Source organism: Kocuria himachalensis (assembly GCF_054784195.1).
On the sequence record NZ_BAAGPL010000005.1, the window covers coordinates 104223 to 114065 of the forward strand.

General features: G+C 75.9%; 5 protein-coding genes. 3 read left to right on the forward strand and 2 right to left on the reverse strand.

The genetic code is table 11. The annotated features are described in order from the left end of the window. The first annotated feature begins 2 nt into the window (after positions 1–2). Together ACYVM4_RS03890 and ACYVM4_RS03895 are read left to right on the forward strand one after the other, a co-directional pair. Positions 3–1145 (forward strand): phosphotransferase, encoded by a 1143-nt coding sequence (locus ACYVM4_RS03890; protein ID WP_460667723.1) that lies wholly within the window; start codon positions 3–5, stop codon positions 1143–1145. Positions 1146–1367: 222 nt separating this feature from the next. Then, positions 1368–1730, forward strand: coding sequence for a potassium channel family protein (locus tag ACYVM4_RS03895; RefSeq protein WP_368820274.1), 363 nt, complete (start codon positions 1368–1370; stop codon positions 1728–1730). Between the two features lie 116 nt (positions 1731–1846). Here ACYVM4_RS03895 and ACYVM4_RS03900 read toward each other — a convergent pair whose 3' ends face one another. Continuing rightward, positions 1847–5344 carry an ATP-dependent helicase gene (locus ACYVM4_RS03900; protein WP_460667724.1) on the reverse strand — a complete coding sequence of 1166 codons (3498 nt, stop codon included), beginning with the start codon at positions 5342–5344 and terminating at the stop codon, positions 1847–1849. 50 nt (positions 5345–5394) lie between these two features. Next, positions 5395–8865 (reverse strand): ATP-dependent helicase, encoded by a 3471-nt coding sequence (locus ACYVM4_RS03905; protein WP_460667725.1) that lies wholly within the window; start codon positions 8863–8865, stop codon positions 5395–5397. 91 nt (positions 8866–8956) lie between these two features. On the opposite strand from ACYVM4_RS03905, the gene ACYVM4_RS03910 reads away from it, so the two are divergent. After that, positions 8957–9811, forward strand: a complete 855-nt coding sequence (locus tag ACYVM4_RS03910; protein ID WP_368820277.1) for a 3'-5' exonuclease — start codon at positions 8957–8959, stop codon at positions 9809–9811. Positions 9812–9843 lie beyond the last annotated feature (32 nt).

Below are 9843 nucleotides of genomic sequence, written 5' to 3' on the forward strand. Positions count from 1 at the left end.
CCGTGAGCACGTCCCTCGAGCACCTGGCCGCCGTCGCCGCCGCAGGCGTCCCCGGACTCGCGCCCGTGGCCGTGGGCCCCTCCCCCGACGACGACGCCGACTTCCGCTCCGCTGTCGTCCTCGACGCCTCCGGCCGGCGCTGGCGCGTGCGTTCCCCGCTGAGCCCCGAGGCGAGCGTGCGCCTGGAGACCGAGCACCTCGTGCTGCGCTCCTTCACTCCCGCCGTCCGGTCCCGGCTCCCGTTCCTGGTCCCCACCGCCGCGGGCTCCGTGGCGGACGGTGACCTGCACGCCTTCGTGCACTCCCACATCGAGGGCGCCCCGCTGGACATCGACGCGCTCGCCCGCATGGCCGCCGACCCGGACCCCGAGCACCACCGGCACGTGCCGAGCGCCGATCCGCCGCCCACACTCACCGTGCAGCTCGGGCGGCTGCTGGCCGCGATCCACGCGCTGCCGACGGCGCTGGTCCTGGACGCCGACCTGCCCGGCTACACCGCCGAGCAGTGCCGGCAGCGGCACCTCGCGGAGCTGCGCCGGGCCGCCGACACGCAGCGCGTGCCGGCCGCGCTGCTGCGCCGGTGGGAGCGGGTCCTGGAGGACCGTGCCGTGTGGCGGTTCCAGCCGCGCGTGGTGCACGGCGACCTGCAGGAGGACGACCTCCTGATCTCCCGCGGACGGGTGCGCGGGGTGACCGGGTGGACCGATCTGCACGTGGGCGATCCCGCCGAGGACTTCGCGTGGCTCTTCGCGGCGCGAGACGCCCGCCTCGCCGAAGGGGTGCTCGAGGCCTACGCCGCGGCCTGCCGCCGCACGTCCTTCCAGGCACCCGACCGCGAACCGGACCCGCACCTGCTGGAACGAGCCCGGCTGGACGCCGAGCTCGCCCTCGCGCAGTGGCTCGTGCGCGGCGTCGACCGCGGCGCGCAGGACCTGGTGGCCGACGCGGAGCAGATGCTCGCCACGCTCGAGCAGGACGTCGCCCGGCGCCCCGACCCGGCACCGGGCGCCGCCGCCCCGGAGGGCGCGCCGGAGACCCCCGTGCGGGACGGCATCCCCGCGGCCACCGCCCCGGACCCCGCGCCCCAGGACCCCGACCAGGCCGGAGCAGAGTCCGGGCGTCGCGGCGGCACCGCCGACCAGTAGCACTCGATGACGTCGGCACGGTGCCCTGGCACCGGGCCGGCGCCCCTCTCGCGCGGCGATCGGCTGGTCCCGGGCACTCCGTCCAGATCCGGTGGGGCCCACCCCGGCCGGCGTCTTCGACAGCAGGAGCTGCCCGGGGACCGGTCTCCGGACGGCCTCACCGGGAGGGTCGTACGGTCGAAACGGTACTGCCACCGCGGTGGGTTGCGCAGGGTGGCGCCCATGATCGGACTGCTGCTGCAGGTGCTGCGGCTGTTCAAGGCGCTGGCGCACATCGTGGAAGAACCGGAGGGCCGGGCCCTGCTGATCCTGGCGATGATCCAGCTGCTCGCGGGCACCGTCTTCTACGCGTTGGCCGAGGGCTGGCGCTGGCTCGACGCCCTGTACTTCTGCGTCACCGCGCTGTCGACCGTCGGGTACGGGGATCTGTCCCCGAGCACGGACCTGGACAAGATCTTCACCGTGTTCTACATCCTCACCGGCGTCGGAGTGCTGGTGGGATCCGTCAATCTGGTGGCCCAGCACTCCCTCTCCCCGCGAGCCCGCAACGGCGACGCGTCCGACGGGCGGCCCGACCGGCCGTGAGCCGCTGTCGGGGCCGGACACCGCCCGGGACACCGGAACGTCGGTGCCCGGCCGGGCCGGCACTGCCGTGAACCGGTCCCGGTCCGGGGGCACGTCCTCGGACCCGCCGGGCCCGCCTAGGGGCGCAGCACCACGTCGTAGGCCTCCCGGACCACCGCCTCGAGCTCCTCGGGCCCGGACAGGTCGTGCGGGCGGACCACCCGGTCCTCGGCCACGTAGTAGAAGGCGGCGGTGACCTCCTCGAGTGGGACGACCCGCAGCCGGGACCACGCGAGCCGGTACACGGCCAGCTGCGCTGAGCGCTCCTGCAGCTCCCGGCCGGACGGGACCCGTCCCGTCTTCCAGTCGACCAGCTCCCACGTGCCGTCACCGTTGCGGAAGACGGCGTCCACCCGGCCGCGGACCGTGATCCCGGCGATCGGGGTCTCGAGGGGGAACTCCACGGCGTACGGCTGGCGGTCGGCCCACGGACCCGACCGGAACGTCGCCGCGAGTTCGGGGAGGTCGTGGGCCGCGTCGACGTAGTCGTCGGCGGTCCCGGGCAGCTCCCCGACGTCGAAGATCGCGGAGCTGCCGTAGTACTGCTCGATCCAGGCGTGGAACGTGCTGCCTCGCCGTGCCGCGGTGCCGGGCCGGCGCGGCATCGGCCGGCGCAGACCCGACACGACCTCGAGCGGATCGCGCGCGAGCGCCACGAGGGTCGAGGCCGAGACGTGGGACGGCATGGGCACGGTCCGCTCGGTCCGGCCGTCCTCGTGCCGGGCCAGCAGGATCTTCGCCTCCTCGGACCACCGGCGCGGGTCGGGAGCGAGCCCGTCCCGCTCCGCGACGCCGAGCAGGTCCTCGACGTCGAGGTCCGCGGTGTCCACGAACCCGCGCTCCCGGACCGCGCGGGCGGCCCGTTCGAGCACGGCCCGGCGGCCGAGGTGCGGGGGCGGGCTCACGCGCACGGAGCTCTGCCCGCGCTCGTCCGTCACGGTCTCGGTGACCTCGGGGCCCTCCAGCGGGTCGTAGGGCCACGGTGCGCTCAGCACCGTGGCCGCGGCCGGGTTGCGCGCCCCCTCCGGCACCTGGGCCCAGGGGCCGGGGCGGACGGGCGGCTCGGGGCCCTCGGTCAGCGGCGCCAGCTCCGCGACGAACACGGAGGGCTCCTGACCCTTGGCGGCCGTGCCCCGGAACACGGTGCAGGACAGCTCCAGGACCTCCCGCGCCCGGGTCACGGCCACGTAGGCGAGGCGGCGCTCCTCGTCCTCGGCGTGCTGGGCTGCGAGCTCCAGGTACTCCGTGTGGGACTCCTCGAGGGCCTTGAGGTCGGTCGTGTCCACGGCCCACTGCGGCAGGAACCGGGCGTCACCGCGCAGCGGCCAGGCCAGGGTGCCGGTGTCGAGGGTCCAGCGGGAGGGCTTGTCGGTCGGGAAGTTCCCGGCGTTGAGGCCCGGCACGTAGACGTGATCCCACTCGAGACCCTTGGAGGCATGGACCGTGACGAGCTGCACGGCGTCGTGCCGCGTGCGGTCGGGACCGGGCTCGAGCCCGTTCTCCTCCGCCAGCGTGACGTCGAGCCACGCGAGGAAGGCCGAGACGTCGCTGGTCGCGGAGAACGCGGTGAAGGACTGCGCGGCCTCGTGGAAGGCGTCCAGGTTGCGCCGCGCCTGGTGGACGGGACGGTGGGGGTGCGCGGCGACCTCGATGTCGAGCCCGAGGACCGTCTCCACCTCGTGCAGCAGGCTCGGCAGGTCGTCGGAGAGGAAGGAGCGCAGGTGGTCCAGCTCCGCCCGCAGCCTGGTCAGGCGCTCCCGCGCGGTCTCGGACAGCGTCCGGGAGTGCGCGGAGGTCCAGCCCGGCCACGGGAGGGTCTCCAGGGCCTCGATCAGTGACGCGTGGTCGGAGAGGTCGGGCTCGACGAGGGCGTCCTCCTGGGCCTCCTCCGCGGTCACCGGGCTCTCGAGGTCCTCGGCCCGGCCGGCCTGCGCGGCCTCCGTGCGGCGACGTTCCAGGTGCGACGCCCAGTCGGCGAGGGCCATGAGGTCCCGGGTCCCGATGCGCCAGCGGGCGCCCGCCAGCAGCCGCACGAGGGCGTCCGAGCGGCCGGGGTCGTCCAGCACCCGGAGGGTCGCGACGACGTCCGATACCTCCGGCGTGCTGAGCAGCCCGCCCAGGCCCACGACCTCGTAGGGGATGCCCCGGGCGGCGAGCTCCCGGCGCACGGGCTCGATCTGGGAGCGCTTGCGGCAGAGCACCGCCATGGTGGGCATCTGCTCCTCCGGGTCGCCGCGGTGCTGCTCCCGGCGGGCCCGGACGCGCTCCGCGAGCGCGACGGCCTCCTCGACGTCGGTCGCGTACCGGCTGATCCGCACCCGGCCGGTGCCCGCGCCGGGCCGCGGGGTGAGCTCGGGGACGGCGAGGGAGGACGTGCTGCGGGCCCACGCCGGCAGGGTCCGCAGGGGGACGGCGATGGTGTTGGCGACGTCGAGGATGCTCGCGTCGTTGCGCCAGGCCGTGGTGAGGAAGCTGGGTTCCCCGTCCTGACCGGGCGCGACGGGGAAGACGTCGTAGAAGCCGAACAGCTGCCCGGACGAGGCTCCGCGGAAGCCGTAGATCGACTGCTGGGGGTCGCCCACCGCCATCACGGAGTGCCCGTGCCCGAAGAGGGCGGCGAAGAGCCGCAGCTGGGCGTGCGAGGTGTCCTGGAACTCGTCCAGCAGCACCACCCGGTGCCGTTCCCGTTCGGTCCGGCGCGCGGCCGGGTCCTGCTCCGCCAGCCGGGCGGCGGCCGAGAGCAGGTCGCCGAAGTCCATGGCCTGGGCCTCGTGCTTGCGCCGGGAGAAGTCGGCCACGAGCTCGGCGAGGACCCACGCGGTGCGCTGGTTGTCCTCGACCTTCTTCAGCTGGGCGCCCAGGGTCTTCTTCCGGCGCCCCGGCGGTGTCGTGGCCAGCGCGCCGAGCAGCCGGGCCGCGAAGCGCTCCACGTCCGCCGGGTCCACGAGGTGCTCCGCGCACGCCGACGCGAGGTCGAGGACCGCGGCGACCATGGTCGACTTCGCGGGCATGGTCTCGAGCAGCTCCCCGGTCCAGGCCTCCACGGTCTGCGCGGCGATCTGCCACGTGCGGGCCTGGCCCAGCAACGTGGTGTCCGGCTCGATCCCGATCCGCAGCCCGTAGTTGCGCACGAGCGTGTTGGCGTAGGAGTGGTAGGTGCTGACCGTGGGGTCCTGGGGGGCGGCGGGGAGGTCGTCCTCCTCGGGGCCGTCGGGCGCGACGAGCCCCTGGGCGCGCAGCCGGGCGAGCCGGGAGCGCATCCGCTCCCCCAGTTCGCCGGCGGCCTTGCGGGTGAAGGTGACGCCGAGGACCTGGTCCGGGGCGACGACGCCGTTGGCCACGAGCCACACCACCCGGTCGACCATGGTCGCGGTCTTGCCCGAGCCGGCGCCCGCGACGACCAGCCGCGGGGTGAGCGGGGCGGAGATCACCGCGGACTGCTGAGCCGTGGGGCGGTTGCCGCCGAGCAGCTCGGCGAGCTCCTCGGGGCTGTACCGGGGCTCGACGCCGCCGTAGGGGTGCTCGCCGGCGTCGAGCCGGGTGCCGTCGTCGGGGGTGCCGAGGGCGTCGGTCATGGGCGCTGTCGTCTCCTCCTGTCCGGGTGGGACGGGTCCGGGGGTCGTCCTCACGGCTCGCTCACCTGCCGCCCCTCGGCGCACAGCGGGCAGATCTGCGGCAGCTTGCACCCGTGCCCGTTGAACGCGCCCTCGGCCTGGTCGTGGCGGGCGGTGAACCGTTCCCCGGCCACGAGCTCCGCGGCCCGGGTGATCAGCTCCCGCGCCCACGTGGCGTCCGGGTCGAGGGGGTCCTGCTGCTGCACGGCGGGGGACTTGGCCCGGGTGCCGAGCTGAACGAGCAGGGCGCCGCCGGAGAGCTCCGTCACGGTGCCGCCCGGCAGCTCGAGGACGGCCTCGTCCTCGCCGGCGACCATGGCAGTGCCCGCCCCTGCCGTGAGCGCGACCTGGTAGGCCGCGAGCTGCGGGTGCTCGGCGATCTTCGCCCCGGCCGGCTGGTTCCGGCCGGTCTTGAGGTCGACGACGACGTAGCGGCCCTCCTCGTCGAGCTCCAGGCGGTCCACGCGGCCTCGGAGCAGGGCGTCTCGCGCCCGCCCCTGGACGAGCACGCTGAACGCGCCCTCCACGGAGGCCAAACGGCGGCCGTGCTTGCTGCGGGCGTCCAGGACGTACTGGGCGAACTTGCGCAGCATCTGCCGGGCGCGCTCGAGCTGGACCGCGGACTCCCAGGTGTCCGGCAGCCCCAGCGTGGGCCAGCGGCGCTCGAGCTCGGCGACGAGCTCGGAGCCCGACGCCTCCGGCAGCTCCTCGGCGATGGCGTGCACGAGCGAGCCGAGGCTGCGGCTGACGTCGGTCGCGGCCTCGGCCCGCGAGGCGGCCACGAACCAGTCGAGGGGGGAGCGGTGGATGGTCTCGATCCGGGACGGGGAGACGGGCACGGGCACCCCGTCGTCGAACACGGGCGCCGTGCTGGAGAGCTCCGCCGCGCCCCACCAGGTGTCGGGGTGGGCGCCGGGCACCGGGCGCGGGGAGGAGCAGATGCGGTGGAGCAGTCGGGCGGCGGCCTCCGAGCGCACGGGGTCCTCCTCGTGCAGCTGGACCCACTGCCGCAGCTCGGCCACGAGGGCGCGCAGCGTGATGGGACGGGGGGCGTCCACCACGGCCCGGGCGCCGTCCCCGGGTCGGGTCCCCGGGGGGTCGACGAGGTCCAGGAACTCCGAGGGCTGCTCGTCCTCGCCGGAGGCCGCGGTGACCACGAGCGTGCCGCAGCTGCGGGAGATCGCGGCGGAGAAGGAGCGCAGCTCGTCGTGGCGGACCTCCCGCATCCGGGTCACCGGGGTGACCCGCGCGGCCTGGTCGACGCCGAGGTCGAGCGCGTCCGTGAGCAGGTCGGCGCCGAGCAGCTGCCCGCGCAGGCGGGTGTTGGGCCACACGCCCTCCTGCACGCCGGCGACGAAGACCACCGGCCACTGCCGGCCCGCGGCGGTGGCGGGCGTCATGATCTCCACCGTCTCGTCGGTCGGGGCCCGGGCGGCCAGGGTGTCCATGGGCAGGTCCTGGTTCTCGATGTAGTCCTGGAACTGGGCGGGGCCTGCCCCGGGGAGGTGGTCCACGTAGCGCTCGGCCGACTCGAACAGGCCCACCACGGCGTCGAGGTCACGGTCGGCCCGCTCCCCCGCCGGGCCGCCCTCCAGCGCGCGGCGCCGCCAGGACTCGGCGACCCCTGCCGCCTCCCACAGCGCCCACAGGACGGTCTCCGCGGTGGCGCCCTCCTCCCGGAGGGCACGGGTCCCGGCGGCGAGCATCCGGGCGACCCTGCGGGCGGGCACGGAGCGCACTCCGGCGGCGTCGAGCGCCCCGGGGGCCACGAGGGCCTCCACGAGCAGGTCGTCGCTGGTGCGCAGCCCTCCCCCGGCGAGCTCCTCCGCCCGGAGCCGCTGGCGGAGCCGGCGGACGTCCATCGGGGAGGCGCCGCCGATCCGCGAGGACAGGAGGTCGACGGCCGCCTGGACGGTGAGGGCGCCGAAGTGCGCGTCCTCCTCGCGGTCCGCGGCCGCCGCGGCCGCCGCGGTCACGATGCGCAGGGCGCCCAGCAGCGGGCGCACCGCCGGCTCGTCCCGCACCGGCGTCTCCGCGGCGGAGGTGCTGACGGGCACGCCGAGGGCGGAGAGCTGGCGCTCGAGGCCCTCCAGGTAGCGGCCGTTGCGCACGACCACGGCCATGTCCGCCAGCGGGACGTCGTGCACCAGGTGGCGCTCCAGGACCTGGTGCGCGATCCAGCGGGCCTCGTGCAGCGGCGACGAGAGCACCACGGTGAGGACCTCTCCCTGCGCCGCGCCGTCTCCGGTGCTGTCCTCCGGGACGTCCTCCTGCCCGGTCGAGGGGTCCGCCGCGATCCCCGTGTCCTCAGAGTCCTCAGTGCCCTCAGTGCCCTCAGTGCCTTCGAGGTTCTCGGTGCCCTCGGCGGGCCGGAGGCCGCGGGGGTGCCGGGCCCCGGCGACGGCGGGGATCCGCTCGGCCACGCGCTGCCACACCTCGGCCACGGCCCCGGGCATCCGCCGGCTCGTGTCCAGCGGGTGCCGCCGGAGGGGGCGTGCCGGTTCGGCGAGCCGGTCCTCGAGGGTCCGCAGCAGGTCGGGCCGGGCCCCGCGGAACCCCTGGACCACCGTGTCCGTGCAGGCGGTCATCACGGTGTCCCGTCCCCGGCACAGCACGGCCAGCAGCCGGTGGATCGAGGGCGTCGCCTCGTGCAGGTCGTCCACGAGCACGAGGTCCAGACGCTCCTGCTCGGCCCGCAGGAACTGCGGCTGCTCCTCGAGGACCCGCGCGGCCTCGGTCACCAGGGCCGCCGGGTCGTAGGACTCCGGCATCCGCAGCCGGCGCACGGCCTGGTACTCGGCCCGCATCGTGGCGGCCGCCGCCCAGTCCGGACGCTCCAGGCGCCGGGCGAGGCCGCGGAGGTCGTCGGGGGCGAGGTCGTACTCGGACATGCGGTCGAAGAGCTCGCGCACCTCCTGGCGGAAGCCGCGGGTGCCGAGGGCCTCCCGGAGGTCCGCGGGCCACACGACGGGGGCCCCGAGACCCGCGGCGTGCCCGGCCATGAGCTCGCCGATGAGCACGTCCTGCTCCGGGCCGGACAGCAGCTTGGGGCCGTGCGCGACGCCCGGGAGTAGCCCCTCGTTCTGGGTCCGCCGGAGCAGGTCGAAGGCGTAGGACTGCCAGGCCCGCACGGGCGGGGAGCTCATGGTGGCCGAGACCGCGGCCGTGAGGTCGTCCCGCAGCCGGGCGGCCGAGAGCCGGGACGGCGTGAGCACGAGCAGCCGGTCCGGGTCGAGGCCGTGGCCGATCCGGCGCGCCGCCAGCTCGACGAGCACCCGGGTCCGCCCGGTCCCGGGGCCGCCCAGCACGAGCCGGGGGCCGCACCCGGGCGGGAGTCCGGCGATCTCCTCCTGCTCGGCGCTCGGCCGCCACGGGGCGCGCTCCGGGGCGGAGCCGTGCGGGGGCACCAGGTTCCAGCGCACCGGTCCCGCCACGGGCACGGCGGAGCTCGTCGCGTGGGTGCTGTCCTCGGAGTGCCGCATGGGTCTCATCACATCACGGGACACCGACGGTCTAAGCACGCCGCGTGCGGGCGTCCGTGGCGGGTCGGAGGGGGCCGGTACGGTGGGAGCCATGTCCTCGCCCTCAGGCCCCGCCGGCCCCACCGACCAGCTGCCCCTGTTCGACGCCGCCCCGCTGCGCGCGCCGAGGCCCGCTCCCCCCGCGCCGGACGACGCCGCGGAGCAGGACGTGCTCTTCGACCTCGACGGGTCCTCGGGTGCCCGGGACGCGGGCCCCGCGTGGACAGAGGGACCGCGGGCCTCCTTCGACCTGGAGACGACCGGCCGCGACCCGCACACGGCCCGCATCGTCACGGCGTCCGTGGTGTGCACCGACGCCGCGGGCGCGGTGACGGTCGAGTGGGAGTGGCTGGCCGACCCCGGGGTGGAGATCCCCGAGGAGGCGGCCGCCGTGCACGGGGTGAGCACCGAGCGGGCCCGCGCCGAGGGACGGCCCGCCGCGGAGGTGGTCGCGGAGATCGCCGGGGTCCTGGACGGACTCTTCGCCGCGGGCACGCCCGTGCTGGTGTTCAACGCCTCCTACGACTTCACGGTCCTCGCCCACGAGGGGCGGCGCCACGGGGTCGAGGTCCCGCAGCCCTTCCCGGTGCTGGACCCCTACGTCCTCAACAAGCAGGTGCACCGGTACCGGCGCGGCAAGCGCACCCTCGGGGCGCTGTGCGAGGAGTACGGGGTCGAGCTCACCGCGGCGCACACGTCGGCGGCGGACTCGCTCGCCACGGAGCGGCTCGCGGTGCTGATGGCGCGCCGCTTCCCCGAGCTGGTGCGTCCCGCGGCTGCGCTGCACGCCGACCAGGTCGGGTGGGCGGCCGAGCAGGCGGCGAGTCTGCAGGAGTACTTCCGCCGGACCCGCCCGGACGCGGTGGTCGACGGCGCGTGGCCGCTGCGCCGCCCCGAGGACGCCTGAGCGCTCCCCGGGACGGCGACCGGGTCAGGCGG

Bases quoted from the DNA above. Each gene is read 5' to 3' on its own strand.
- ACYVM4_RS03910 (WP_368820277.1), top strand. From the start codon at position 8,957: ATGTCCTCGCCCTCAGGCCCCGCCGGCCCCACCGACCAGCTGCCCCTG.
- ACYVM4_RS03895 (WP_368820274.1), top strand. From the start codon at position 1,368: ATGATCGGACTGCTGCTGCAGGTGCTGCGGCTGTTCAAGGCGCTGGCG.
- ACYVM4_RS03905 (WP_460667725.1), bottom strand. From the start codon at position 8,865: ATGCGGCACTCCGAGGACAGCACCCACGCGACGAGCTCCGCCGTGCCC.
- ACYVM4_RS03900 (WP_460667724.1), bottom strand. From the start codon at position 5,344: ATGACCGACGCCCTCGGCACCCCCGACGACGGCACCCGGCTCGACGCC.